Raw genomic sequence first — 25,118 nt, forward strand, 5'->3', positions numbered from 1 at the left:
TGGGGATGCCGATACCGGCGGTCACAGTGGACAACGCTCGAGTACCCCGGGAGATTCCCGCGACCCGTGCGCCGCCGTCCCGGCCGTCCCGAAGATGGTCGCACGGTACGCCACGTCTCGTCACCGCCTTATTTCCGGGGCGCCGCCTTCTTAAGTCCGGGGCGCGGCCTTGGCGGGCGGGGTGGACTTCCAGTCCGGGTGACCCGGCATCGGCGGGGTCTTCGCGTCGTACAGCCAGGCCTGGAAGAAGCCGCTCAGGTCGCGGCCGGAGATCCGGGAAGCGAGGTGCTCGAAGTCGGCGGTGCCGGCCGTGCCGTCGCGGTGCAGGCGCACCCAGTCGCGCTCCAGGCGCTCGAAGGCGGGCCGGCCGATCTCCTGGCGCAGGGCGTACAGGACGAGCGCGGCGCCGTCGTAGACGTTGGGGCGGAAGATGCTGATCTTCTGGCCGGGCGCGGGGGCCTTGGGGGCGCCCGGGGGCCCTCCGGCGGCGCGCCAGCGGTCGGAGGCGCCGTACGCGGCCTTCATGCGCGTGTCCATGGGCCGGTGCGCGGTCTCCTCGGCGTACAGCTCCTCGTACCAGGTCGCGTGTCCCTCGTTCAGCCACAGGTCGGACCAGGTGCGCGGACTGACGCTGTCGCCGAACCACTGGTGGGACAGCTCGTGCACCATGATCGACTCGATGTACCACTTGGGGTAGGCCGGCTCGGTGAAGAGCTCCTTCTCGAAGAGGGAGAGCGTCTGCGTCTCCAGTTCGAAGCCGGTGGAGGCCTCGGCCATGAGCAGCCCGTAGGTCTCGAAGGGGTACGGGCCGACCTTGTTCTCCATCCAGGCGATCTGGTCGGGGGTCTTCGCGAGCCAGGGTTCGAGCGCCTTGACGTCCTTGGTGGGCACGACGTCGCGCACCGGCAGACCGTGCGGGCCCCTGCGGTGCAGCACGGTGGAGCGGCCGATGGAGACCTGGGCGAGCTCGGTGGCCATGGGGTGCTGCGTGCGGTACGTCCAGGTGGTCTTCCCGCCGACGTGGTCGACGCCGGTCGGCATTCCGTTGGCGACGGCGGTGTAGCCGTCGGGAGCGGTGATCCGGATGGTGAACATCGCCTTGTCGGAGGGGTGGTCGTTGCACGGGAAGACCAGGTGGGCGGCGTCGGCCTGGTTGGCCATGGCCAGGCCGTCGGCGGTGCGCACCCAGCCGCCGTCCTCGCCGCCGGGTGCCGTGGGGTCGCTGGTGTGCCGCACGGTGATGCGCGTCCAGTTGCCCTGCTGCAGCGGGTCCTCTGGGGTGACGACGAGGTCCTCGCCGGCGGTGGCGAAGCCGGCGGGCTCACCGTCGACCTCGACCGACTCGACCTTGCCGTGCGCGAAGTCGAGGTTGATCCGGTCCAGGTCCTCGGTCGTCCAGGCGTCGATCGTCGTGACGGCCTGCAGCGGCTTGTCGTGGGAGCCGGGATAGGTGAAGGACAGGTCGTACGACGCCACGTCGTAGCCGGGGTTGCCGAGGTACGGGAAGAGGCGGTCGCCGACGCCCAGGGGGGCCGGCGGGGCGCTCGCGGCGAGGAGGCAGACCGACACGGCCGAGGCGAGGAGCGCGGTCGCCTTCAGGCGGCGCCTGCGGGGGGTGAGGAGCATGCATCACCGCTATCAGCGCACGCGCGCGTGGCGGCGACGGCGCGCGACCGGCCCACCCGAAGGGGTGGTCCGGGCGTACGGCGGGTTTCAGGCGCCGGGGGTCTGCGGCTGCGCCCGGCTCACGTCGTACACGCCGGGTACGTTGCGCATGGCCCGCATGAGGCCCGGCAGGAGTGCCGCGTCCGGGAGGGTCACGGTGTACGAGTGCTTCACGCGCTGCCGGTCCGGCGGCTCGATGGTCGCCGACACGATCTCGGCGCCCTCCGCGGCCATGGCCTCGGTGAGGTCGGCGAGGAGATGGGGGCGGCCGAACGATTCGGCGAGCAGCGTGACCCGGCATTCGCTGGTGTCCCCCCAGCGCACGCCGACTTCCGCGCGCCCCCCGCTCTTCATGCGCGCCACCGCGGCGCACTCCACGCGGTGGACGGTGACCACGCCGCCGCGCACGGCGAAGCCGGTCACCTCGTCGGGCGGTACGGGGGTGCAGCAGCCGGCCAGGCGCGCGGTGGCCCCGGGCTGGTCGACGACGACGTCGGGGGTGGGCGGGGCGACGGCTCCTTCGGGAGCGGGCCGGGGGGCCGTCGAGCGGCGGTCTCTCTCCTGGGGTGCGTCCGCCTCGGGGTGGGTCGCCAGCCAGCGCTGGATGGCGATCCGGGCGGCGGGCGTGTGGGCGTGCTCCAGCCATTCCCTGGAGGGCTCGGAGGCCGGGTCCTGGCCCATGAGGAGCTGGACGGTGTCGCCGTCCTTCAGGACCGTGCTGAGGGTCGCCAGGCGGCCGTTGACGCGGGCGCCGATACAGGCGTGGGCGTCCTCGCCGTACTGCGCGTAGGCGGCGTCGACGCAGGTGGCGCCCTCGGGCAGGCCCAGGGTGCCGCCGTCGGGGCGGAAGACGGTGATCTCGCGGTCCTGGGCGAGGTCCTCGCGGAGCGTGGACCAGAAGGTGTCGGGGTCGGGCGCGGCCTCCTGCCAGTCCAGGAGGCGGGAGAGCCAGCCGGGCTTGGTGGGGTCGACGCGCTCGCCGTCGGCCGGGTCGTCGGCGGCGGGCGCGTACGGATTGCCGAGCGCGATGACGCCGGCCTCGGCGACCTTGTGCATCTGGTGGGTGCGGATGAGGACTTCGGCGACCTGCCCGTCCGCGCGGGCGACCGCCGTGTGCAGCGACTGGTACAGGTTGAACTTCGGTACGGCGATGAAGTCCTTGAACTCCGAGACGACGGGGGTCATGCAGGTGTGCAGCTCACCGAGGACGCCGTAACAGTCCGCGTCCTCGTTGACCAGCACCAGCAGCCGGCCGAAGTCGGCGCCGCGCAGCTCGCCGCGCTTGCGGGAGACGCGGTGGACGGAGACGAAGTGCCGTGGCCGGATGAGGACTTCGGCCGGGATGTCGGCCTCGCGCAGATGACCGCGGACCTCGTCGGCGATCTCGGCGAGCGGGTCGTCGGCGCGGGAGGCGTTGTCGACGATCAACTCGCGTGTGTGCTCGTACTCCTCGGGATGGAGGATGGCGAAGACCAGGTCCTCCAGCTCGGTCTTGAGCGCCTGGACCCCGAGCCGTTCGGCGAGCGGGATCAGGACATCCCGGGTGACCTTGGCGATGCGGGCCTGTTTCTCGGGGCGCATGACGCCGAGGGTGCGCATGTTGTGCAGGCGGTCGGCGAGTTTGATCGACATCACGCGGACGTCGCTGCCGGTGGCGACCAGCATCTTGCGGAAGGTCTCGGGCTCGGCGGCGGCGCCATAGTCGACCTTCTCCAGCTTCGTGACGCCGTCGACGAGGTAGCGCACCTCCTCGCCGAACTGCTCGCCCACCTGATCCAGCGTCACATCGGTGTCCTCGACGGTGTCGTGCAGCAGGGACGCTGTCAACGTGGTCGTCTCCGCCCCGAGTTCGGCGAGGATCAACGTCACCGCGAGGGGGTGCGTGATGTACGGCTCGCCGCTCTTGCGCATCTGGCCGCGGTGCGAGGACTCGGCGAGGACGTAGGCGCGGCGCAGGGGGTCGAGGTCGGCGCTGGGATGGTGCGCGCGGTGCGCGTCGACGACGTGGCCGATGGCGTCGGGCAGGCGGTCGCGGGCGGCGGGGCCGAGCAGCGCGGCACGGCCGAGGCGGCGCAGATCGATCCGCGCGCGCCAGCGGGCCGCCGGGCCTGCTACCGAACCTGGCGTCGCAGGGTTCGTGGCCTCCGCACTCATGGGCACCTCCGGCTGCGTGGACCGGCGGACGGGGTGCCCCAGGGCGGACACGGCTCAGGGGGCGGCAACGGTCCCCCGTCCGGGCCGGTGCTTGATGCTACCGAGCCCATCACGTGCGTCCGACCGCCTCTCGCCGAGCGTGAAACGGATCACCCATTCGAGCGACCGTTTCGAGGTTTACGGTTTCGCGCCAGGCGACGGGCGGGTGTCCGTGCAAGTGAACGCCGGACGGCCGCCCCGGTAGTTGACTCCTGCACCACTGGGCGCGTCGGCCTACGATCCCAAGCCTCACCCGTTCAGGAGGCGAACGTTTCCAGCCAGTCGGAATCGATCTCCCCTTCGGCGACGATCACCGCCGGACCCGTCATCTCGATCTCGCCGTCGGGCCGTTCGGTGATCACGAGCGTCCCGCCGGGCACGTCCACGGTGTACGTGGTCGGCGTCCCGGTGACCGTCGGGTCGACGCCGTCCCGGCGGGCGGCCGCCACGGCGACCGCGCACGCACCGGTGCCGCAGGAGCGGGTCTCGCCGGAACCGCGCTCGTGCACGCGCAGGGCGACGTGGCCGGGGCCGCGGTCGACCACGAACTCGACGTTCACCCCGTCCGGGTAGGCGGAGGCGGGGCTGAACGGCGGCGGGGAGAACAGGGGGCCCGCGTGCGCGAGGTCCTCGACGAACGCGACCGCGTGCGGGTTGCCCATGTTCACGTTCCGGGCGGGCCAACTGCGCTCGCCCACGCTGACTGTGACGTCCCCTTCGGGGAGCCGCGCCCTGCCCATTCCGACCGTGACGGCGCCGTCCTTGGCGATGTGCACGCGCTTCACGCCGCCGCGCGTGGCCACCGTGAGGTCGCCCTCGGCGACGTGGCCGGCGCGCTGCAGGTAGCGCGCGAACACGCGCACGCCGTTGCCGCACATCTCCGCGATCGAGCCGTCGCCGTTGCGGTAGTCCATGAACCACTCCGCCTCGGCCGCCATGTCCCGCGCCTCGGGGTGCGCGGCGGAGCGCACCACGTGCAGCAGGCCGTCACCGCCGATGCCCGCGCGACGGTCGCACAGGGCGGCGACGGCGGCCGGGGGCAGGTCGAGTGCGTTCTCGGGGTCCGGGACGATCACGAAGTCGTTCTCCGTGCCGTGCCCCTTGAGGAAGGCGATGGGCGTACGCGTGCTCATGTCCCGATCGTACGGGAGGGCCGCGTTCGCGCCGCGGGCCGGAGGGGCCGGTCGCTCGGGACCCCGCGGGCCGGTGGGGGCTGGTCGGGCGGATGTCCGCGGGCCGGTGGGGGGCTGGTCGGGCGGATGTCCGCGGGCCGGTGGGGGCTGGTCGCGCGAGGCCCCGCGGGCCCATGAGGGTGTTCGGGCAGAGTCCCGCGGGCCGGTGGGGGCTGGTAGCGCGGATGTCCGCCGGGCGGTGAGGGCCGATCGCGCGGATGTCCGCGGGCCCGTGGGGGCTGGTCGCGCAGTTCCCCGCGCCCCTTACGGGCGCGTCAGCGCAGCCTCGCCACGCGCCAGACCGCCAGGACGACCACCGCGGCGACCAGGACCACGTAGGCCAGGACGACCCGCCAGTCCGGTCTGCGGCCGGAGCCGCGCTGCGGGAGGCCGGGCCACGTGTAACCGACGCGGCGCGCGGCCATCATGCCCCAGCCCGCCGCGCAGGAGCAGATCAGGAGCCCCAGCATGGCGATCACGGCCCCGCTGTCGCCGAAGTCGAAGGCGAGCGGGAACGCGAACATCAGGGAGCCGACCGCGGCCAGGGCCACGATGGGCGCGAGCTGCCAGATGCGCAGCCGCCGCTGCGGACGCAGCTCGACCTCGACCTCCGGGCCGCCCGCGAACATCTCCTCGGGCTCGGGACCGTCGGCGGTCACACCGCCCTGGGTGTCGTCGGGCCCGTCGGGGCTCAGACGGTCCGCGTCCTGCTCCGGTGCACCGCCGACAGCGGTGCGGGGCTCGGTGCCTTGTGCGGTGTCGCGAGGGCCGGCCTCCATCGCCACGCGCCCTCCCAACTAGGACTCCACTTGGTCGATCGAAGCTCGATGATGGCACGGCGCCGGAGGCCCGGACGGCAGCCGGAGCGTCCCGATGCCATGACGTGATCAGGCTGTGACCGGTCGTTCGACCAACGCCAGTGCAAGGTCCGGAAGTTCTGTGAGATCCGCCGCACCCCCACTCAACCAGTGCACCCGCGGATCGCGCCTGAACCACGAATCCTGGCGGCGCGCGAAGCGTTTGGTGGCACGTACGGTCTCGGCCCGCGCCTCCTCCAGCGTGCACTCCCCCGCGAGCGCCGCGAGGACCTGCTGGTAGCCCAGCGCGCGGGAGGCCGTGCGCCCCTCGCGCAGGCCCCGCGCCTCCAGCGCGCGCACCTCGTCCACGAGCCCCTCGTCCCACATGCGGTCCACCCGGCGGGCGATGCGCTCGTCGAGTTCGGGGCGGGCGACGTCCACGCCGATCTGGACGGTGTCGTAGACCGAGTCGTGACCGGGCAGATTGGCGGTGAAGGGCTTGCCGGTGATCTCGATGACCTCCAGCGCCCGGACGATACGGCGGCCGTTGCTCGGCAGGATCGCCTGCGCGGCCCCGGGGTCGGCGGCGGCCAGGCGGGCGTGCAGCGCGCCGGAGCCGCGCAGCGTCAACTCGCCCTCCAGCCGGGCCCTGACCTCGGGGTCGGTGCCGGGGAACTCCAGGTTGTCGACGGCGCCGCGGACGTAGAGGCCGGAGCCGCCGACGAGGACCGGCCAGCGGCCCGCGGCGAGCAGGGCGTCGATGCGCTCACGGGCGAGCCGCTGGTACTCGGCGACGGACGCCGTGACCGTCACGTCCCAGATGTCCAGGAGGTGGTGCGGGATGCCGCCGCGCTCCTCGGGCGTCAGCTTGGCGGTGCCGATGTCCATCCCTCGGTACAACTGCATGGAGTCGGCGTTGACGACCTCGCCTCCCAGGCGCTGGGCTAGGAAGACGCCCAGATCGGACTTTCCGGCCGCGGTCGGTCCGACGACGGCGATGACCCGGGGGGCGTGGGGTGCGGTGCTCACCGGACCAGTCTCGCAAACCCTGAAGGGTCTCCTCGAACGAGTTGCGTGACGGTACGGGGCCGGGGTCGTTGCCCGTTGCATGGTTCTCGCCGCCGGTTTCCGGGAGGCGGCGCTCCCGGTGGCGCAATCGGACGCACCGGGCACCGCGGGATTTCCCCCGCACGAGTAGCGTATGGAGTGGATATGGGCGTTTTCGCACGACTTCTTCGGAGGTCGAAGGTCACGGAGGAGGCGTCGCCCGTCGAGGTGCCGGCCGATGCACGGGCGGCCGGGCCCGAGGCGGAGGAGGCGGCAGAGGCGAAGGGGCCGGCCGGCACCGAGGAGCGGACCGCCACGGAGCCCACGGAGCCCACGGTGGCCGAGGACGGCGAGGCCGGCGAGGGCGCGGGCGTCGAGATTCCTCAGCAGCAGTCCGCCGAGACGACGGCCGACAGCGAGGCCGGCGAGGGCGCCCGCACGTGACCGGGCCGCGCGCGAGTGTGCCGAGGGGCGCACCGGGCCCGGCCTGACGAGAAGGGCGGACCATGGGTCTCCTGCACCAGCTGAAGGTCAGACTGTCCCCGGCGAAGGACAAGGTCTCGGGGCTCGCGCAGCAGCACGGGGGCACGATCGCGCACGGTCTCGACAAGGCCGCCGAGGCGGTCGACGAGAAGACCAAGGGCCGGTACAGCGACCGGATCCGGACCGGGACCGGCAAGGCCAAGGACGCGGTGGACCGACTCGCGCGCCAGGGCGACGCGGGCGCGGGCGGCGGCACCACGCCGCCGGAGTCCCCCACCGAGCCGCACTCCTGAACGGCACGGCACACCGACGGACGGCCGCGGGCCCGAGGGGTCCCCGGCCGTCCGCCGTTTCCCGTCCGCCGCGCCGCCCTCACGACCGGGCGGCCGCCCTCACGACCAGGTCGCCACCATGTACCCCACCCCGTACGGCGCGTCCTCGTACAGCAGCGCCCCGGCGAGGTCCGCGCCCTCGGCCGCGCCGGCGAGGACCTGCCAGGGGGCGCGGCCCGAAGCCCGCAGCTCGTGCGCCAGGTCGGCGTCGAGCGTCTCGAGTGCCGCCACGTCGGCCGCGCCCAGCGCACGCGCCACCTCCGCGTCGAAGGGTGCCGCACGCTCGTCGATGTAGCCGGGCGCCTTCAGGGTGCGGCAGGCGCTGCCGTCGCCCATCACCAGCAGGGCGACCCGCCCGGCCCGGGCGGCGATCTCCCGTCCGGCCTCGACGCACCGGTCGGTCGCGAGCGGTTCTCCCACGCCGAGTCCCTCGATCGGGGCGTCGGACCACCCGGTCCGCTCCAGCAGCCAGGCGGCGACGGCGAGGGAGGGCGGAAGCTCACGCCCCGGCTCCCCGTCCCCCACTCCGCCCAGCCGTACGTCGACCTCGACGCCGAAGCCGCGGAAGGAGCCCGGCGTGCCCTCGGGGTGCGGGCCGCGCCCGCTGCGGTCGGCGGGCCCGATCACCACCAGCAGGTCGGGACGGGCGGCGGCGAGCACGCCGAGCGCGTCCGCGCACGCGGCACGCACGCGGTCCAGTTCCGGAGCGGCGCCCGCGGCCACCTCCGGCACGAGGAGGGGCGGGCAGGGGCAGATGGCTGCGGCGACAAGCATGATCGGCAGGGTAACGCCGCGGCGGCGACGTTCGTCGCTCCGCGGCGCACCGCGTCACCCCGAGGCAGCGGCGTTCGTCGGCGACCCCCGTCAGTCGCAGCCGCAGCCGCTGCCCGACGCCACCGGCAGCGGCTCGGGCGCGCCGATCCTCGGCAGGCCCAGCATCACGCCGGCGGGCTTGGCGGCCTCGGCGGCGTTGCGCTTCTCCCACGCGTCACCCGCGCGCGTGCGGCGCACGTCGAGGACGGCACCCTCGGCGAGGAGGTGGTGCGGGGCGGCGTAGGTGATCTCGACGGTGACGACGTCGCCGGGGCGGACGTCCTGGTCGGGCTTGGTGAAGTGGACCAGGCGGTTGTCGGGGGCCCGGCCGGAGAGGCGGTGGGTGGCGCCGTCCTTGCGGCCCTCGCCCTCGGCGACCATCAGTTCCAGGGTGCGGCCGACCTGCTTCTTGTTCTCCTCCCAGGAGATCTCCTCCTGGAGGGCGACGAGACGCTCGTAGCGCGCCTGGACGACCTCCTTGGGGATCTGGTCCTCCATGGTGGCGGCCGGGGTGCCGGGGCGCTTGGAGTACTGGAAGGTGAACGCCTGGGCGAAGCGGGCCTCGCGGACCACGTGCAGGGTCTGCTCGAAGTCCTCCTCGGTCTCGCCGGGGAAGCCCACGATGATGTCGGTGGTGATCGCCGCGTGCGGGATGGCGGCCCGCACCTTCTCGATGATGCCGAGGTAGCGCTCCTGCCGGTACGAGCGGCGCATCGCCTTCAGGACCGTGTCCGAGCCGGACTGCAGGGGCATGTGCAGCTGCGGCATGACGTTCGGCGTCTCGGCCATGGCGGCGATGACGTCGTCCGTGAAGTCGCGCGGGTGCGGGGAGGTGAAGCGGACGCGCTCCAGGCCCTCGATCGTCCCGCAGGCCCGCAGCAGCTTGCTGAACGCCTCGCGGTCGCCGATGTCGGAGCCGTAGGCGTTGACGTTCTGCCCGAGCAGGGTGATCTCGGAGACGCCCTCGCCGACCAGGGCCTCGATCTCGGCGAGGATGTCGCCGGTGCGGCGGTCCTTCTCCTTGCCGCGCAGGGCCGGGACGATGCAGAAGGTGCAGGTGTTGTTGCAGCCGACGGAGATCGACACCCACGCGGCGTACGCGCTCTCGCGCCGCGTCGGCAGGGTGGAGGGGAACGCCTCCAGCGACTCGGCGATCTCGACCTGCGCCTCTTCCTGCACGCGCGCGCGTTCCAGCAGCACCGGGAGCTTGCCGATGTTGTGCGTGCCGAAGACGACGTCCACCCAGGGCGCCTTCTTCACGATGGTGTCGCGGTCCTTCTGTGCCAGGCACCCGCCGACCGCGATCTGCATGCCGGGACGGGACGCCTTCCTGGGCGCGAGGCGGCCGAGGTTGCCGTACAGGCGGTTGTCGGCGTTCTCCCGGACCGCGCAGGTGTTGAAGACGACGACGTCGGCGTCGCCGTCGGAGCCCTCGGGGGCGCGCACGTAGCCGGCGTCCTCCAGCAGCCCGGACAACCGCTCGGAGTCGTGGACGTTCATCTGGCACCCGTAGGTGCGCACTTCGTAGGTCTTGGGTGACTGAACGTCCACTGCCGGGCTCCGGTCGCTGCTGCTGGTCATGCGTCAAGGGTAGGCGGTCCCCGGAGGCACCCGTCCGCCCCTTGCGCAGCCCGCCGGCCGGGACGCGCTCAGCCGACCTTGACGTCCGTCTTCATGCCCAGTTGCCGGTGTCCGTCCACAGGGCAGTAGAGCTCGTACGTTCCCTTCTTCAGCGTGACCGTCACGGACGTGTTCTGGCCGCTGGAGATGTTCTTGGTCCGCACGTCGGAGACGCCGGGGCCGTCCACCTCCAGGGCGTGCGTGGTCGTGCCGGCGTTGTCGGCGGTGAAGGTGTAGGTGCCCGGGGTGAAGGAGCTGCGGGAGAGTTTGAGGGCGAACTCGGTCTCCGTCACCGTGACCTTCGTCCCCGAGCCGGCCTTGGCCGCGCCGGTGCTGTCCGAGGCCTTCCCGCCACCGCCACCGCCGCTGGAACAGGCGGCGACGAGGAGGGCGGCGGAGAACGCCAGCGCCGTCGTGCGGAATGCCGTTCGTGCGGTCTTCTTCGCGATCACCATGTGGCTCATCCCCTTCGGAGTCGCCCGCCACTCGCCGGGCTTGTCCCGGTCTGGAGCGAGAGGACCCCTATGAGGGATACGCACCGATGGGTCGTGATGTTCAGGCGGTGGCCGTCCCGGAGAGACCCGTCGGCGGCCCGGCGACGGGAACCGGGCGTCAGGAATCACCGAAAGAGGTTTCGGACGAAAACGGGAACGATAAGTTCCCCTCATGAACGCGCGGCTCGCTCTTCTCGGCACGGTGGCTCCCGGAGTCACGGAGAGCGAGGTGTTCCGGCTGGCGCTCCAGCACGCGGTCGGTGAGCTGGGCGCTCTCGGCGGCGTCGTCCATCTGCGCGGCCCGATGTCCGCGCTGCGCCTGGTGTCCTCCGTCGGCCTTCCGGCCCCTCTGATCCGCCCGTGGGAGATCGTCGACCAGGAGGGCCCGCTCGCCCCGGCTCGCGCACTGCGGCAGGGCGGCGGTGTCTGGGTACCGCTGGAGTCCGCGGCCTCCCGGCCGCCGCAGGAGTGGCCCGGTACCGGTCACGCCGCCCTCCCCCTGTTCAGCGGGAGCCGCGGCATCGGCGCCCTGACGGTCCTGACGGGTGAGCGGGGTGCGCCCACACCGGAGCAGTGGGAGTTCCTGCGGGCCCTGGTCGCCTGGGCCGAGGACCGCATGGCCAAGGCTCCGCCGCCGAGCGGGCCCGACCGGCCCGAGCTGACCGGCGAGGGTCTGCGGGACGCCCTGAAGGAGGTGCGGGTCGGCTCCTGGGACTGGGACATCCGCACCGGCGCCCTGATCTGGGACGAGGCGGCGCTGGAGCTGTACGGCACCCGGCCGGCCGAGTTCACGGGCCGGATCGAGAACTGGATGCGGATCGTCCACCCCGACGACCTGGCCCCGACGCTGGCGGCCGCCCAGCGGGCCATCGCCGACGGCACGGTCTACGAGGCCGAGTACCGGGTACGGCGCCTGGACGGCACGTACGGCTGGACCCAGGCCCGCGGCCGGGCGACGTACGACGAACGCGGCGAGCCGCTGCGGATGGTCGGCGTGGGCTGGGAGAGCAACGAGTCGCGGCGGACCCGGGACGCGCTCAGCAGGGCCCTGCGGCACATGAGCGACGGCTTCCTCGCGGTGGACGACCAGTGGCGGATCACCTTCGCCAACCTGGAGGCCGAGCGGCTGCTGGGCTTCTCCGAGGAGCAGATGTTCGGCCGTCTGCTGTGGGCCCTGCCCTCCGTCCGCCGGATACCCGGCCTCAAGGCCCGCTGTCTGCGGGCCGCCGCCGAGGAGAGGCCGGCCGGCTTCGACGTGCACCTGCCGGAGACCGGGCAGCGGTTCCACCTGCGGCTGGTGCCCGGGCCGGACGGGCGCACGCTGTACTTCCAGGACGTCACCGAGAAGCGGCGGCTGACGGAGGAGCGCCAGTCGGCCGAGCGGTCCGCCTCCGAACGCGCCCTGCGCATCGCCGAGTTGACGGCGGAGCTCGCCAAGGCGACGACCTCCCAGGACGTGGTGGACGCGGTGGCCACACGCGTGCTGCCGCCGTTCGCCGCGACCGGGCTCATGGTGCAGGTCATCGAGGGCGACCGGCTCCACCACGTCGGGGCCGTCGGCTACCCGGACGACTTCCTCGCTTCCGTCGACGGCCGTCTCCGCTCGCCCATGGACCCCGGCTGGGACCCGGCCGAGTCCGACACCCCGCTGTTCCTGTCCTCCGTCGAGGAGTTCGTCACGCGCTACCCGGACATGGCCGACCTGCCGGGGCGGGCCGGCAAGCAGTCCTGGGCGTTCCTGCCGCTGACCGCGTCCGGGAACACCTTCGGCGTGTGCATCCTGTCCTTCGACCGGCCGCGGCGGCTCACCGACGAGGAGCGCGCGCTGCTGACCACGATCAGCGCGCTGGTGGCACAGTCCCTGGAGCGGGCCCGGCTCTACGACGCCGAGCACACCCGGTCCCGCGAACTACAGCGCAGCCTGCTCCCCCAGGAGCTGCCCGACCTGCCCGCGTGCACGGCCGCCGCCCGCTACCTCCCCGCCGGGCAGGGCGCCGACGTGGGCGGCGACTGGTACGACATCATCCCGCTGTCCGGTGGGCAGGTGGCGCTGGTCGTCGGCGACGTCATGGGCCACGGCCTGCCGGAGGCGGCCACCATGGGCCGGCTGCGCACCGCCGTGCACACCCTGGCCGACCTCGAACTGCCGCCGGGCGAGATCCTGGGCCACCTCAACGACATCGTCGCCGGGATGGGCGAGGCGTCGTACGCCACCTGCCTGTACGCCCTCTACGACTCCACCACCGGGCGCTGCTCGGTGGCCCGCGCCGGGCATCCGCCGCCCGCCCTGGTGCGTCCCGACGGCACCGTGCACTTCCCCGAGCCGGACGCCGATCCGCCGCTGGGGGCCGCGGAACCGCCCTTCGAGACGATCGAGCTGCAGGTGCCCGAGGGCAGCCTTCTGGTGCTGTACACCGACGGCCTGGTCGAGTCGGCGAAGCGGGAGATCGACGAGGGTATGGCGGAACTGGCCCGGCTGCTGGGCACCGCCCACCGGGACGGCACGGCCATGGATCTGGAGCGGCTGTGCGACACACTGACGGCCGGTCTGCTGCCGACCGCGCAGCAGGCGGCCGACGACGCGGCGTTCCTCGTGGCCCGGCTGCACGCCCTGCCGGCGGACCGGATGGCCTCCTGGCCGCTGCCCCAGGACCCGCGGGCGGCCGGTCTGGCCCGCCGGCACGTCCGCGAGCAGCTCGCCGCCTGGGAGCTGGACGACCTGGCCCCCACCACCGAACTCCTGGTCAGCGAGCTCGTCGGCAACGTCGTCCGGCACGCCAGGGGCCCGGTCCGGCTGCGTCTGCTGTACGGCGCCGAGCTGATCTGCGAGGTCTACGACGGCAGCCAGACGATGCCGCGCATCCGCCGGGCGTCGGAGACCGACGAGGGAGGCCGGGGACTGCAGCTGATCGCGGCGCTGACCGGCCGGTGGGGTGCGCGCTACACCCCGACCGGGAAGTGCATCTGGGCCGAGCAGCCGCTGTCCGCCCCCGGCGGACAGGGCGAGCGGTCACTCGACGCGACGGAGCTGCTGTTCCTGGACGCGGCCGGCCTCGACGGCGACTGGGACGCCTGATCCTGAACCCCGCGGCTCACTGACCGTCCGGTGTCCAGCCCTGCCGCCGCAGCACCCCGGACACGTCCGGCGCCCGGTAGTGCTCGCCTTTGAGGACCTTGCCGTCGGCGCGGCGGGCGACGCTGCCGTCGGGGCCCAGCTTGGTCATGTTGGAGCGGTGGATCTCGGCGATGACCGCGTCGAGGTCGATGCTGTGCACCAGGGCCGTGCCGTAGGCCACGTAGACCACGTCGGCCAGTTCGTGGGCGAGCCGGTCGAGGGGTCCGGTCACCGCGACCTCGGCGACCTCCGCGGCCTCCTCGGCCAGCAGCTCGCCGCGGTGGGCGGCGAGCGCGGGCGACACCTCGGTGGGCGTGGTGCGGGCGTCCAGGCCGAAGGCGAGGTGGAACCGGCGGACCAGGTCGGCGGGCGATGAGCTCATACGGCGACTGTAGCGATCGCCACTGACGGTCACGTCCGCTCCTGCGCCGGCTCCGCCCTGGTCAGCAGCGCGTCCCGGCTGGCAGGATCGCCCGCATGTCCCACGTCTTCCACCGCATCGGCAGGCACCGCGCCCTGCAGGGCGCGGCCGCCGGCCTCGTCGTCCTCGGGCTGCTGCTGTGGTGGCTGCTGCCGCTGGGCGAGGACCCGCCGAGCGGGACGATCAAGTTCAGCACCGGCGCGGAGGCCGGGGTCTACCAGCAGTACGGCGGGCTGCTGAGCAACGCGTTCGACCGGGACATGCCGCGGCTCAAGGTGCGGCTGCAGACCAGTGACGGCTCGCAGCAGAACGTCCGGCGGGTGGCGACCGGCGTCTCGGACTTCACGATCGCCCAGGCCGACGCGGTGGAGACCTACGAACTCGGCCACGGGCCGGGGGCGGCCCGGCTGCGCGGTGTCGCGAGGCTGTACGACGACTACGTCCAGCTCGTCGTGCCCCGCGACTCCCCCGTCAGGTCGGTCGCGGACCTGCGGGGCAGGAAGGTGGCGATAGGGCCGCCCCGCTCGGGCGTACGGCTGATCGCCGAACGCGTGCTGAAGGCGGCGGGCATCGACGCGCGCAAGGACATCACCCCCTTCGCCGATGGCATCGACGAGGGACCCGAGAAGCTGAAGAAGCGGGACATCGACGCCTTCTTCTGGTCGGGCGGAGTCCCCACGAAGGGCCTGGCGAAGCTGGCCGACGGCCTCACCTTCCGGTTCGTGCCCATCAGGGCCGATCTCGTCGCCAAGCTGCACGCCCAGGGCGGCGCCGCCCGCTACTACCGCGCCACCAACATGCCGGAGTCGGCCTATCCCAGCATCCAGAACGGGATCGCCGTGCCGACCATCGCGGTCGCCAACCTCCTGGTGACGCGCGACGACGTGGACACCCGGCTCACCGAGTGGGTGACCCGCACCGTGATCAAGAGCCGGGACGTCATCGGCAAGGAGGTCCACTCCGCACAGCTCGTGGACCTGCGCACCGCGATCTACACCGATCCGCTGCCGCTGCAGGAGGGCGCCCGGCGCTACTACCGCTCGGTCAAGCCGTAGGGCCGTTCCTCGGCACCGACACCGTCACCGTCAGTCCGTGCGGCTCGTGGTGGTCGTAGGAGATCGAGCCGCCGCCCGCCTCGAGCAGGGCGCGCGAGATGGACAGGCCGAGGCCGGAGCCCTTGATGTTCTGGTGGCGGCCGCTGCGCCAGAAGCGGTCGCCGACGCGGGCGAGTTCCTCGTCGGTCAGGCCCGGGCCGTGGTCGCTGACGACGACGGTCGAGGTGCTGCCGTTCGAGGCGACCTTCACCTCCACGCCCTGGTCCTCCGGCGTGAACTTCAGCGCGTTGTCGATCACCGCGTCCAGGGCGCTGGAGAGGGTGACCGGGTCGGCCCAGGCGGTGGTCGGCGGGCAGTCGCCCACCAGATGCACGCCCTTGGCCTCGGCGGTCGGGGTCCAGGCGGCGACGCGCTCGGCGGTCAGCGCGCCGATGTCGGTGACCCTCAGGTCGGCCTCGGTGTGCTCGGCCAGGGCCAGGTCGAGCAGGTCGTCGAGGACCTCGGCGAGGCGCTTGCCCTCGGTGCGGACCGAGGCGATCTCCTCGTTGTCCTCCGGCAGTTCGAGCGCGAGCAGTTCGATGCGCAGCAGCAGCGCCGAGAGCGGGTTGCGCAACTGGTGCGAGGCGTCGGCGACGAAGGCGCGCTGCTGCTCCAGCACGTCCTCGACGTTGTCCGCCATCTCGTTGAACGCCCGGGACAGCCGCCTGAGTTCCGGCGGACCGCCGGCGGCCGCGACCCGGGACTTCAGCCGCCCGCTGGCGATTTCGTGCGCCGTGGCGTCGAGGACCCGCACGGGCTTGAGCACCCAGCCGGTCAGCCGCAGGGCGGCGCCGACGGCCAGCAGCATCGCGGCGATCTCGCCCGCGCCGATGATCAGCCAGCCGTGCAGGATCCGCGAACGCAGCGGCCCCGTGGGCGAGTCGGTGACGACGACCGCGACGACGTCGCCGTCCCGGATGACCGGCGAGGCGACGACGAGACGGTGGCGCTGCCAGGGCCACACCTGTTTCGGGTCGTGGCTGCGGCGGCTGAGCTTCGCCTCGTCGAACGCGTCGCGCACTTCCCCGGAGCTGGGCAGGAAGAAGTCCGACGGCGCCTTGGCCATGGGGATGTCGGTGCGGCAGAACACCCCGGCGCGGATGCCGTAGACGCCGTAGTAGTTGGTGAGTTCGCTGCCCAGGGTCTGCAGGCGTTCGTCCGTGGAGGTCCGCGTCGAGCTGCAGGCGTCGGTGACGAACTGGGCGAGGGCAGCGAAACGCGCGGTGTCGTCGATCCGGTCGACGACCACCTTCTGCTGCTGGGCCGCGGCGACGCTCACGGCGAGCGGGATGCCGAGCGCGAGCAGCACGGCCGCCATCAGGACGATGAGCAGCGGGAGGAGTCGGGTACGCACCCGTGCACGCTACGGGGAGGGGGCGACGAGCCGGTAGCCGACGCCGCGTACGGTCTCGATCAGGGCCGGCATGCGCAGCTTGGCGCGCAGGGAGGCGACGTGCACCTCCAGGGTGCGTCCGGTCCCCTCCCAACTGGTGCGCCACACCTCGCTGATGATCTGCTCCCGGCGGAAGACCACCCCGGGGCGCTGCGCGAGCAGGGCGAGCAGGTCGAACTCCTTGCGGGTCAGCTGCACGACCGAACCGTCGACGGTGACCTGGCGCGTGGGCAGCTCGATGAGCACCGCACCGAGGCGCAGCGTGCTGTCCTCGCCGGAGGCGGCGTCCTCGTGGACGGTGCGCCGGCTGACGGCGTGGATCCGGGCGAGCAGTTCTCCGGTGTCGTACGGCTTGACCACGTAGTCGTCGGCGCCGAGGTTGAGGCCGTGGATGCGGGAGCGGACGTCGGAGCGGGCGGTGACCATGATCACCGGGGTGCTGGTGCGCTTGCGGATCTTGCCGCACACCTCGTAGCCGTCCTGGTCGGGAAGGCCGAGGTCGAGCAGGACGACACCGAAGCCGGCGCCTTCCGGGACCAGCGCCTGAAGGGCCTCCTCGCCGCTGCGCGCGTGCGTGACGTCGAAGCCATGCCGTGCCAGAACCGCCGAGAGTGCGGCGGCGACATGGTTGTCGTCCTCGACGAGGAGCAGTCTCATCCGGGCCCCCTTCGGTTCATCGGCCGTACGAACAGGATGGATAGGAACGCGCGCCCGTACGCGCGTGCGTCAAGGCAGTCACGCTGATGGACGAGGACGCAGTCAAGTGGGTTCCGGTTGCGCCGGGCTTTAGTTACCCGGCCGATATGCGCCCTGCTCCAAGTGCTACGACACGTGTCCGATTGCTATCGGATCGTGATGCTCAGATTCCCCTCAGATGTAATGACGCTGGTGGAACGGGGTCACTACTGTCCTCCGAAACCGAGGAGGACGGAGCCCGATAGCGATGACCGAAGTATCGGTGGCCAAGCAGGACGTGGCCGCGACCGGCGAACTGGTCGTCCTGAAGAGCGTCAACAAGCACTTCGGCGCGTTGCACGTACTCCAGGACATCGACCTGACGATCGCACGCGGCGAGGTCGTCGTGGTCATCGGGCCCTCGGGGTCCGGTAAGTCCACGCTGTGCCGCACCATCAACCGTCTGGAGACCATCGACTCGGGCACGATCGCCATCGACGGCAGGCCGCTGCCCCAGGAGGGCAAGGAGCTCGCCCGGTTGCGGGCGGACGTCGGCATGGTCTTCCAGTCCTTCAACCTCTTCGCGCACAAGACCGTGCTCGAGAACGTGATGCTCGGCCAGATCAAGGTCCGCAAGGCCGACAGGAAGAAGGCCGAGGAACGCGCCCGCACCCTGCTCGACCGGGTCGGCGTGGCCGCGCAGGCCGACAAGTACCCCGCGCAGCTCTCCGGCGGTCAGCAGCAGCGCGTCGCCATCGCGCGCGCTCTGGCCATGGACCCGAAGGTGATGCTCTTCGACGAGCCGACCTCGGCCCTCGACCCCGAGATGATCAACGAGGTCCTCGAGGTCATGCAGCAGCTCGCCCGCGACGGCATGACCATGATCGTCGTCACGCACGAGATGGGCTTCGCACGCTCGGCCGCGAACCGCGTGGTGTTCATGGCGGACGGCCGGATCGTCGAGGAGGCCGCGCCCGACCAGTTCTTCAGCAACCCGCGCAGCGACCGTGCCAAGGACTTCCTGTCGAAGATCCTGCACCACTGACGGTCCGCCCCTGCGCACACGACGGCCCTCCGCATACGACGGCCCTTCTCTCCCACGGCCTTTCTCTCTTCACCAGCCAAAGGATGTTCATATGAAGCTCCGCAAGGTCACCGCCGCCTCGGCCGCCGTCCTCGCCCTCGCCGTGGCCGCCACGGCTTGTGGGTCCAGCAACGACGACGGCGGTTCCTCCGGCTCCGGCGGCGGCAAGAAGATCAAGATCGGCATCAAGTTCGACCAGCCCGGTCTCGGCCTGAAGGAGCCCAACGGCTCCTACTCCGGCTTCGACGTGGACGTGGCGACGTATGTGGCGGGCAAGCTCGGTTACAAGCCCAGCCAGATCGAGTGGGTCGAGACCAAGAGCGCCGACCGTGAGAACGCGCTGCAGCGCGGGGACGTCAAGTTCATCGCGGCCACGTACTCGATCACCGACGAGCGCAAGCAGAAGGTCGACTTCGCCGGCCCGTACTTCCTGGCCCACCAGGACCTGCTGGTCAAGAAGGACGCCACGATCACCAAGGGCACGGACCTCAACGGCAAGAAGCTGTGCTCCGTGACGGGCTCCACCTCGGCGCAGAACATCCAGAAGACGATCGCCCCGAAGGCCAACCTGAAGGAGAACAGCGGCTACTCGGAGTGCGTCGCCAGCCTCCAGAGCGGGGCCGTGGACGCGCTGACCACCGACGACTCGATCCTCGCGGGCTACGCGGCGCAGGACAAGTACAAGGGCCAGTTCAAGCTCGCCGGGCTCAAGCTCAGCAACGAGAACTACGGCATCGGCGTGAAGAAGGGTGACACCGCCACCCTCAACAAGATCAACGACGCCCTCAAGAGCATGGTCAGCGACGGCACCTGGGAGAAGGACGTCAAGAAGAACTTCGGCCCGGCCCAGTACCAGTACGAGCCGGCGCCGAAGATCGGCCAGATCGTCAAGTAAGGCACGGGCCCGGACCCCCGGCCCCGCAGGGACCCTGGGCGCGCCGCCGCCCGCCGCGATCACGGCGGCGGCGCGCCCGGCACAGGGCCTCGCCCTCCTCGTACGCCACACACCCGGAAGCGCGGGAGATCGTGTTCGACTTTCTTCATGGTTATGACGTCCTGGGGGCGTTCTGGATGACGGTGAAACTGACCGTCATCTCCGCCCTGGGCTCCCTGGTCTGGGGCACTCTCCTGGCGGCGATGCGGGTCAGTCCGGTCCCCCTGATGCGCGGATTCGGCACCGCCTACGTCAACATCGTCCGGAACATCCCCCTGACGGTCATCATCGTCTTCAACTCGCTGGGCCTCGCCGACATCTTCGGCGTGACCATGGGCGCGACCGACTTCAAGATCCAGGGCTTCCGGCTGGCGGTGCTCGGTTTCGTCGCCTACACCGCGGCGTTCGTCTGCGAGGCGGTGCGCTCGGGCATCAACACCGTGCCCCTCGGACAGGCGGAGGCGGCCCGCGCCATCGGGCTGAGCTTCAGCCAGACCCTGCGCCTCATCGTGCTGCCGCAGGCGTTCCGTTCGGTCATCGGCCCGCTGGCCAACGTCCTGATCGCGCTGACCAAGAACACCACGGTGGCGGCCGCGATCGGTGTCGCCGAGGCCGCGGCCCTGATGAAGACGATGATCGAGAACGAGGCCCAGACGCTGCTCATCGGCGCGGTCTTCGCCCTCGGCTTCGTCGTACTGACCCTTCCCACCGGCCTGATCCTGGGCTGGCTGGGCAAGCGACTGGCGGTGAAGCGATGAGCTCCGTTCTCTACGACACCCCCGGCCCCCGGGCCAAGCGGCGCAACGTCGTCCTCTCGGTGGTCTTCGTCCTCCTGCTCGGCCTGCTGCTGTGGTGGGTCTGGCAGAAGATGGACGACAAGGGCCAGCTGAAGTGGAGCCTGTGGCAGCCGTTCACCACGTCGGAGGCGTGGACGACGTATCTGCTGCCCGGCCTCGGCAACACCCTGAAGGCCGCCGCGCTGTCGATGGTCATCGCCCTTCCGCTGGGCGCCTTCTTCGGCATCGCACGCCTGTCCGACCACCGGTGGGTGCGCGGACCGGCCGGCGTCGTGGTCGAGTTCTTCCGCTCGATCCCGGTCCTGCTGCTGATGCTGTTCGCGAACGAGTTCTTCGCCCGCTCCACGAACGTCACCACCGAGGACCGGCCGCTGTACGCGGTCGTCACCGGCCTGGTGCTCTACAACGCCTCCGTCCTCGCCGAGGTCGTCCGCGCGGGCATCCTCGCCCTGCCCAGGGGCCAGACCGAGGCCGCGTACGCCATCGGCCTGCGCAAGGGCCAGACGATGACCAGCATCCTGCTCCCGCAGGCGGTCACGGCCATGCTGCCGGCCATCGTCAGCCAGCTCGTCGTCATCGTGAAGGACACCGCGCTGGGTGGCGTGATGATCGGCTACACCGAACTGCTGAACGCCCGCAGCACGTTCGCGGCCAACTACGCCAACGTCATCCCCAGCTTCATCGGCGTGGCGATCATCTTCATCGTGGTCAACTTCATCCTCACGAGCTTCGCGAGCTGGCTCGAGGGCCGGCTGCGCCGCAGCAAGCGAAGCACCGGGGCGGTCCTCTCGGAGGACCAGGTGGAGATGAACCCCGCCGCGGTCGGCGGCGGTTTCGGGACCGGCGCCTCCGTATGAGCTGATGATCACTCAAGTGGCTTGACCCACATGGAGGCAGTGGCATGATCGCCACTGCCTCCGTCACTTGACGCAAACAACGACAATGGGTTGCATACGTTCTGTGATCGTGCACCCTGCTCCAACTTCCTGTTCACATACGTCCCTCAGGACACCACCGCGGGCAGGGGGCGCCGCGCCGTGGACCCGGTGATCATCGTCGGAGCGGGGCCCGTCGGGCTCACGCTCGCCCTGGCGCTGGCGCGTCAGGAGGTGCCCTCCGTCGTCCTGGACGAGGGGCCCGGAAAGGACGAACCGCGTCCGGCGCGCACGGTGGTGCTGCGCGAGGACACCGCCGCCCTGATGCAGCGGCTGACCGGTCTGCCGGTCGACGAGGCCGGCGCGCGCTGGACCGGATGGCGGTCGCTGCGGCGCAAGCAGGTGATGCGCGAGATCACCTTCGACGACGACACCGACCCCGCTCCCCTGCACATCGCCCAGCACGTCCTGACCGGCGCCCTGCGCGAGTCCCTGGCGGGCGAACCGCTGGTCGAGATCGCCACCGACAGCCGCGTCGACACCGTCGAGCAGGAACCCACGGGCGTCACGGCCCACACCCGCGGCCCCAAGGGCACGTGGTGGCGCGGCAGTTACCTCGTCGGCTGCGACGGCGTCCGCTCCACCGTGCGCAAGCTCCAGGACATCCGCTTCCCCGGCCGTACCGCGGTGGAACGGCACGCCGTGGCGGCGCTGCGCGCGGACCTTCCCTTCGAGGGGGCGTTGCTCCATCGGATGCCGCCGTGGCGGACGTCCGGGCCGTCGGGCGGGGAGATCACCGGGCGCCCGCTGCCGGACGGGGTGTGGCGCCTGGACTGGCTGCTGCCACCGGGCAAGGACCTGGTCACGCCCGAACTGCTGCTGGCCCGCATCCGGGAGACGCTGGCCGGCTGGACCGGGGGCTCCACACCGCCGTACGAACTCCTCGACACCGGCGTCCACACCGTCCACCACCGGCTCGCCCGCCGGTGGCGGGCCGGCCGGGTCTTCCTCGCGGGGGACGCAGCGCACCTGCTGGGCGCGCTCGGCACCCAGGGGCTCGACGAGGGGCTCAGGGACGCCGACAACCTCGCCTGGAAGCTGGCCCTGGCCTGGCACCACGGACCGCACGAGGCCCTGCTCGACAGCTACCAGTCGGAACGGCGCGGCGCGGTCGCCGCCCGGCTGCGCGCCGCCGACCAGGTACTGCCGCTGCTGCGCGGCGGCGGAGGGCTGCGCGCCTACGTCCCCGGCTCCGCCCGGGGCGCCGACGCACTGCTCACGGACGGTCACCTGGGGCGCGGGCCGCTCGGCGCGCCGGGGGCGTACGCCCTCTCACCGCTGGCGCCCCGGCATCTGGAGGGCGAGGTGCCGGTCGACACGGAGCTCGGCGCGCCGGTCGCCGACGTGCGGGTGACCGCGGAGGACGGCACCTTCGTCCAGCTGCGCGACCGGCTCGGACGCGGGGCCCTGCTGGTCGTCCTCGTCGCGCCGGGCACGGGCGTGTGGGACCGCAAGCACTGGGTGACCGCCGGCGTCATGCCCCGCCTGGCGGCCGCCGTGGCCGCACTGCCGCACCCGGCCGAACTTCTGGTCGCCGAGAGCTACCCGGGCGCCGCCGCGCACTCCGTCCTCCTCGTACGCCCCGACGGCCACCTGGTCACCGCCTTCGGCGGGGTACGCCCGGCCGACCTGTACGCGGCGGCGGAGGCGATCCTGGGCGGACCGGCGAAGACGGAGACCGAGGCGGGGTCCGAGGCGGGGTCCGAGGCGGGGTCCGAGGCGGGAGCGGGGGCGAGCGCGGGGATGCGGTGAGGGGTGGCGCTCGTGCGCTGAGGTGGGGGCGGTGGCGCGCCGCGGGGCTCCCCCTCACTGTGCGGTCCACATAGTGACGGTGAGTTGACCGCTCCGCACCGCCATGGTGTACTCCCGACCATGACCGACACCTGTGTGCGCCTGTGGCGGAGGGTCCATATGGACCTCGTCCGCTACGCGGGCTGCGTGTGTCGTCCGTCCTGCTGAATTCGCGTCCCCTTTCTTCTTCGCGCGCGCCGCTTTCGAGCTGCTCCGAAGCCGCCGCGCGCTCCCCGCGAACGCTTCTCAGGACGGTGCCCCGTGTCTGTCTCCCCCTCTGTCCCCGTGCCTACGACGGCTTCGGCGGCCTCGGCCTCCGCGCCGACGCAGGCCGACCTCCTCGACTTCGTGCGGCGCACGGCCGCCGACGCCGAGCTGATCGCCTCTCTCCCGCTCGACCCCGAGGGCCGCACCTGGGCGCGCCTGGTGGGGCCCGGCGGCAGCGAGGCCTGGCTGATCGGCTGGCCGCCCGGTACGGGCACCGGCTGGCACGATCACGCCGAGTCCGTCGGCGCCTTCGTCACCGCGGCCGGTGAGCTCAAGGAGAACGCGCTCGCCGCCCGACTGCCCGCCGACGGCTGGCGGACCCTTGAACTCGCCGACGACGTGGACCGGGAGCGCCGGCTGCCGGCGGGCGAGGGACGCTCCTTCGGCCGCCACCACGTGCACGAGGTCCTCAACGAGTCCACCGACGGGCACGCGATCTCCGTCCACGCCTACTACCCGCCGCTCCCGCAGATCCGCCGCTACAGCCGCGTGGGCCAGGTCCTGCGGCTGGAGCAGGTCGAGCGTCCGGAGGACTGGCAGTGAGCGGCGCGGACGAACGGCCCGTGGGCATCGACGAGTTGCTGGAGCGGGTACGCGAGGGGTACGAGCGGATCGGGCCCGAGGAGGCGCACGCCGCCGCGCGGGCGGGCGAGGCCGTACTGGTGGACATCCGGTACGCGGCCCTGCGGGAGCGGGACGGCCTGATCCCCGGCGCGCTCGTCGTCGAGCGCAACGAGCTGGAGTGGCGGCTCGATCCCCAGGGCAGCCACCGCCTTCCCGAGGCCACCGGCCACGATCTGCGCGTCGTGGTGATCTGCAACGAGGGCTACGCGTCGAGTCTCGCCGCCGCGTCGCTGCACACCCTGGGGCTGTCCCGGGCCACCGATCTGATCGGGGGCTTCCAGGCATGGAGGGCGGCGGGGTTGCCGGTGACGCCGTAGGGGCGGGGCCGGCCCGGAGTTCCGGGGGACGATCGGACGGCACCCGCGGCGAGGAGTCGCTCCCCCGTCAGTACCCCTCGTCTCCCAGGAACTCCGTGTCCTCCCCCTCCTCCTCCAGCGCCTGCCGGACCACGCGCAGGGCCATGCCCTGGGAGTAGCCCTTGCGGGCGAGCATGCCCGCAAGACGGCGGAGGCGCTTGTCGCGGTCGAGCCCGCGAGTGGAGCGCAGCTTGCGGGCGACGAGTTCGCGCGCGGTCTCCTCCTCCTGCTCGGAGTCGAGCTGGGCGACGGCCACGTCGATCAGCTCGGAATTCACGCCCTTGGTGCGCAGCTCCTGCGCCAGGGCCCGCCGGGCAAGCCCGCGGCCGTGGTGCCGGGACTCCACCCAGGCGTCCGCGAACGCGCTGTCGTTGATCAGCCCGACCTCCTCGAACCGCGACAGCACCTCCTCGGCCGCCTCGTCCGGGATCTCCCGCTTGCGCAGGGCGTCCGCGAGCTGCTTGCGCGTGCGCGGAGTCCCGGTGAGCAGGCGCAGGCAGATCGCCCGTGCCTGCTCCACCGGGTCCGCGGGCGGCTCCTCCCGCTCGGCCCTCGACAAGGAGGAGGAGCCCCCGTCCTCACCGAACGGCTCTCCGCCGCGTCGCCCGCGACGCCCTCGGGAGCCGCCCGCGCCACCGGTCCGGCCGCCTCGACGGCGCGGACCTCCGTCGGCCGGGGCCACGTCGCGCCCAGCGCGCCCGGAGCCCGCCGAGCCCTCACCCGGCCACTCCCCGCCGTACGAGCCGTCGCCGTCGCCGTACCGACCGTCCCCGTACGGATCATCCCCGTACAGACCGTCCCCGTACGGGCCGCCCCGGTCCGAAGACTTCCTGCTGCCGTACGACGACCCCGTGCCGTACGCGCCGGCGCGGCCGTGTCCCCCGTCCGCGTCCTGCCGCGCTTCTTCCCCGTCCGCCTCGCCGCCCGGACCGGCAAAACCCCCGTCGTCTCTCCCACCCCGACCGCGTGGTGCGTCGGGGTGGGTGTACTCCGCCCAGTCGGTTCGCCGTGTCACG

24 protein-coding genes are annotated in these 25,118 nt (G+C 72.2%); 12 read left to right on the forward strand and 12 right to left on the reverse strand.

The window, feature by feature from the left end; genetic code table 11:
- Window positions 1–150: 150 nt before the first annotated feature.
- The 5 genes from M8J74_RS21930 to miaA form a co-directional block, all read right to left on the reverse strand.
- The gene (locus M8J74_RS21930) at window positions 151–1,626 is read right to left on the reverse strand and encodes a M1 family metallopeptidase (RefSeq protein ID WP_249838071.1); all 1,476 of its coding nucleotides are present in this window, start codon (window positions 1,624–1,626) and stop codon (window positions 151–153) included.
- 87 nt (window positions 1,627–1,713) lie between these two features.
- On the reverse strand, window positions 1,714–3,819 hold the full coding sequence (locus M8J74_RS21935) for a RelA/SpoT family protein (RefSeq protein ID WP_249838072.1): 2,106 nt from the start codon (window positions 3,817–3,819) through the stop codon (window positions 1,714–1,716).
- A 296-nt stretch (window positions 3,820–4,115) separates the two neighbouring features.
- Window positions 4,116–4,991, reverse strand: a complete 876-nt coding sequence (gene dapF / locus M8J74_RS21940; protein ID WP_249838073.1) for a diaminopimelate epimerase — start codon at window positions 4,989–4,991, stop codon at window positions 4,116–4,118.
- A gap of 314 nt (window positions 4,992–5,305) precedes the next feature.
- Complete coding sequence (locus tag M8J74_RS21945) at window positions 5,306–5,809, reverse strand: hypothetical protein (protein ID WP_249838074.1); 504 nt, start codon at window positions 5,807–5,809, stop codon at window positions 5,306–5,308.
- A 108-nt stretch (window positions 5,810–5,917) separates the two neighbouring features.
- Window positions 5,918–6,856 carry a tRNA (adenosine(37)-N6)-dimethylallyltransferase MiaA gene (miaA, locus tag M8J74_RS21950; protein ID WP_249838075.1) on the reverse strand — a complete coding sequence of 313 codons (939 nt, stop codon included), beginning with the start codon at window positions 6,854–6,856 and terminating at the stop codon, window positions 5,918–5,920.
- A gap of 183 nt (window positions 6,857–7,039) precedes the next feature.
- Between miaA and M8J74_RS21955 the strand changes: the two genes are divergently transcribed.
- Both M8J74_RS21955 and M8J74_RS21960 read left to right on the forward strand, forming a co-directional pair.
- Window positions 7,040–7,318: a hypothetical protein gene (locus M8J74_RS21955; protein WP_249838076.1), complete on the forward strand. Its 279-nt coding sequence runs from the start codon at window positions 7,040–7,042 to the stop codon at window positions 7,316–7,318.
- Window positions 7,319–7,380: 62 nt separating this feature from the next.
- Complete coding sequence (locus M8J74_RS21960; RefSeq protein ID WP_249838077.1) at window positions 7,381–7,650, forward strand: antitoxin; 270 nt, start codon at window positions 7,381–7,383, stop codon at window positions 7,648–7,650.
- Window positions 7,651–7,749: 99 nt separating this feature from the next.
- Here M8J74_RS21960 and M8J74_RS21965 read toward each other — a convergent pair whose 3' ends face one another.
- The 3 genes from M8J74_RS21965 to M8J74_RS21975 all read right to left on the reverse strand — a co-directional run bounded on the left by M8J74_RS21965 (window position 7,750) and on the right by M8J74_RS21975 (window position 10,577).
- On the reverse strand, window positions 7,750–8,463 hold the full coding sequence (locus M8J74_RS21965; protein WP_249838078.1) for a class III extradiol dioxygenase subunit B-like domain-containing protein: 714 nt from the start codon (window positions 8,461–8,463) through the stop codon (window positions 7,750–7,752).
- A 90-nt stretch (window positions 8,464–8,553) separates the two neighbouring features.
- Window positions 8,554–10,083: a tRNA (N6-isopentenyl adenosine(37)-C2)-methylthiotransferase MiaB gene (gene miaB / locus M8J74_RS21970; RefSeq protein ID WP_249838079.1), complete on the reverse strand. Its 1,530-nt coding sequence runs from the start codon at window positions 10,081–10,083 to the stop codon at window positions 8,554–8,556.
- Window positions 10,084–10,151: 68 nt separating this feature from the next.
- The gene (locus M8J74_RS21975) at window positions 10,152–10,577 is read right to left on the reverse strand and encodes a plastocyanin/azurin family copper-binding protein (protein WP_249838080.1); all 426 of its coding nucleotides are present in this window, start codon (window positions 10,575–10,577) and stop codon (window positions 10,152–10,154) included.
- 211 nt (window positions 10,578–10,788) lie between these two features.
- Between M8J74_RS21975 and M8J74_RS21980 the strand changes: the two genes are divergently transcribed.
- Window positions 10,789–13,692: a SpoIIE family protein phosphatase gene (locus M8J74_RS21980; RefSeq protein ID WP_249838081.1), complete on the forward strand. Its 2,904-nt coding sequence runs from the start codon at window positions 10,789–10,791 to the stop codon at window positions 13,690–13,692.
- 16 nt (window positions 13,693–13,708) lie between these two features.
- On the opposite strand, the gene M8J74_RS21985 is transcribed toward M8J74_RS21980, so the two are convergent.
- The gene (locus M8J74_RS21985; RefSeq protein WP_249838082.1) at window positions 13,709–14,113 is read right to left on the reverse strand and encodes a pyrophosphohydrolase domain-containing protein; all 405 of its coding nucleotides are present in this window, start codon (window positions 14,111–14,113) and stop codon (window positions 13,709–13,711) included.
- Window positions 14,114–14,208: 95 nt separating this feature from the next.
- On the opposite strand from M8J74_RS21985, the gene M8J74_RS21990 reads away from it, so the two are divergent.
- Window positions 14,209–15,207 carry a TAXI family TRAP transporter solute-binding subunit gene (locus M8J74_RS21990; RefSeq protein WP_249838083.1) on the forward strand — a complete coding sequence of 333 codons (999 nt, stop codon included), beginning with the start codon at window positions 14,209–14,211 and terminating at the stop codon, window positions 15,205–15,207.
- Here the strand turns inward: M8J74_RS21990 and M8J74_RS21995 are convergent.
- Both M8J74_RS21995 and M8J74_RS22000 read right to left on the reverse strand, forming a co-directional pair.
- A complete protein-coding gene (locus M8J74_RS21995) occupies window positions 15,197–16,600 on the reverse strand; it encodes a sensor histidine kinase (RefSeq protein ID WP_249838084.1) in 1,404 nt (467 codons plus the stop codon). The genes M8J74_RS21990 and M8J74_RS21995 overlap by 11 nt on opposite strands.
- Window positions 16,601–16,609: 9 nt before the next feature.
- Window positions 16,610–17,296 carry a response regulator transcription factor gene (locus M8J74_RS22000; protein ID WP_249838085.1) on the reverse strand — a complete coding sequence of 229 codons (687 nt, stop codon included), beginning with the start codon at window positions 17,294–17,296 and terminating at the stop codon, window positions 16,610–16,612.
- Between the two features lie 286 nt (window positions 17,297–17,582).
- Between M8J74_RS22000 and M8J74_RS22005 the strand changes: the two genes are divergently transcribed.
- From M8J74_RS22005 to M8J74_RS22035, 8 genes are all read left to right on the forward strand, one after another.
- Complete coding sequence (locus M8J74_RS22005; RefSeq protein WP_249838086.1) at window positions 17,583–18,359, forward strand: amino acid ABC transporter ATP-binding protein; 777 nt, start codon at window positions 17,583–17,585, stop codon at window positions 18,357–18,359.
- A 91-nt stretch (window positions 18,360–18,450) separates the two neighbouring features.
- Window positions 18,451–19,293 (forward strand): glutamate ABC transporter substrate-binding protein, encoded by an 843-nt coding sequence (locus tag M8J74_RS22010; RefSeq protein ID WP_249838087.1) that lies wholly within the window; start codon window positions 18,451–18,453, stop codon window positions 19,291–19,293.
- A gap of 131 nt (window positions 19,294–19,424) precedes the next feature.
- On the forward strand, window positions 19,425–20,090 hold the full coding sequence (locus tag M8J74_RS22015; RefSeq protein ID WP_058922572.1) for an amino acid ABC transporter permease: 666 nt from the start codon (window positions 19,425–19,427) through the stop codon (window positions 20,088–20,090).
- On the forward strand, window positions 20,087–20,986 hold the full coding sequence (locus tag M8J74_RS22020; protein ID WP_249838088.1) for an amino acid ABC transporter permease: 900 nt from the start codon (window positions 20,087–20,089) through the stop codon (window positions 20,984–20,986). Before M8J74_RS22015 ends, M8J74_RS22020 begins: the two co-directional genes overlap by 4 nt.
- Before the next feature lie 180 nt (window positions 20,987–21,166).
- The gene (locus M8J74_RS22025; RefSeq protein ID WP_249838089.1) at window positions 21,167–22,816 is read left to right on the forward strand and encodes an FAD-dependent monooxygenase; all 1,650 of its coding nucleotides are present in this window, start codon (window positions 21,167–21,169) and stop codon (window positions 22,814–22,816) included.
- Window positions 22,817–22,975: 159 nt separating this feature from the next.
- Entirely contained in the window at window positions 22,976–23,023 is a 48-nt protein-coding gene (locus tag M8J74_RS45035) for a hypothetical protein (RefSeq protein WP_309506048.1), read from the forward strand.
- Between the two features lie 93 nt (window positions 23,024–23,116).
- Window positions 23,117–23,665 carry a cupin domain-containing protein gene (locus M8J74_RS22030; RefSeq protein ID WP_249838090.1) on the forward strand — a complete coding sequence of 183 codons (549 nt, stop codon included), beginning with the start codon at window positions 23,117–23,119 and terminating at the stop codon, window positions 23,663–23,665.
- A complete protein-coding gene (locus M8J74_RS22035; RefSeq protein ID WP_249838091.1) occupies window positions 23,662–24,063 on the forward strand; it encodes a rhodanese-like domain-containing protein in 402 nt (133 codons plus the stop codon). The genes M8J74_RS22030 and M8J74_RS22035 overlap by 4 nt, the downstream gene beginning before the upstream one ends.
- Window positions 24,064–24,130: 67 nt before the next feature.
- On the opposite strand, the gene recX is transcribed toward M8J74_RS22035, so the two are convergent.
- Window positions 24,131–25,117: a recombination regulator RecX gene (gene recX / locus M8J74_RS22040; RefSeq protein WP_249838092.1), complete on the reverse strand. Its 987-nt coding sequence runs from the start codon at window positions 25,115–25,117 to the stop codon at window positions 24,131–24,133.
- Window position 25,118 lies beyond the last annotated feature (1 nt).

The sequence above is a fragment of the Streptomyces panaciradicis genome, from assembly GCF_023516615.1.
Taxonomy (GTDB): Bacteria; Actinomycetota; Actinomycetes; order Streptomycetales; family Streptomycetaceae; genus Streptomyces; species Streptomyces panaciradicis.